The sequence below is a fragment of the Thermococcus sp. LS1 genome (assembly GCF_012027395.1).
GTDB lineage: Archaea > Methanobacteriota_B > Thermococci > Thermococcales > Thermococcaceae > Thermococcus.
The window spans coordinates 1-380 of record NZ_SNUJ01000023.1 but is presented as its reverse complement, the minus strand read 5'-3'; the positions used below and the strand labels follow the sequence as shown (position 1 = coordinate 380).

Here is a 380-nt window from a genome sequence, read left to right as displayed (position 1 = left end):
TGTTTCAATAGCCTTCGCCGTGCCGGAAGACCTCACCTACGACGCCTACGAGCTGAACGTTGCCGTCATGCAGGGCAACGCTACCGTATTCTCCGACAAGGTTGCAGTGAGCATCTCTGAGGGTTCAGGATTCACGCTCTTCGGCGGCGGAAGCAACAGCGGAAAGACGATACTCTACGTCCTCGCGGGCCTCCTCGTCCTTGGAGGAGTGGTTTGGGCGCTGAGGAGGAGGTGAGCATATGAATATCAACCTCCCGATTTCTACACCCTTTTTTGAGATTAACACAAAGAAACTAAAGAGATTTGTAATTCATCGCTTGGTTCCAGTGCTTCTTGTGGTAGCGGTAATAGCATTTCTTGCAGGGGCAGGGATTACATAA

1 protein-coding gene and 1 pseudogene are annotated in these 380 nt (G+C 51.3%); both read left to right on the top strand.

Annotated elements, in window-relative coordinates; genetic code table 11:
* Positions 1-235: pseudogene (locus E3E26_RS11060) on the top strand (hypothetical protein); the annotation flags it as partial.
* Positions 236-239: 4 nt separating this feature from the next.
* A complete protein-coding gene (locus E3E26_RS11055; protein ID WP_167901370.1) occupies positions 240-380 on the top strand; it encodes a hypothetical protein in 141 nt (46 codons plus the stop codon).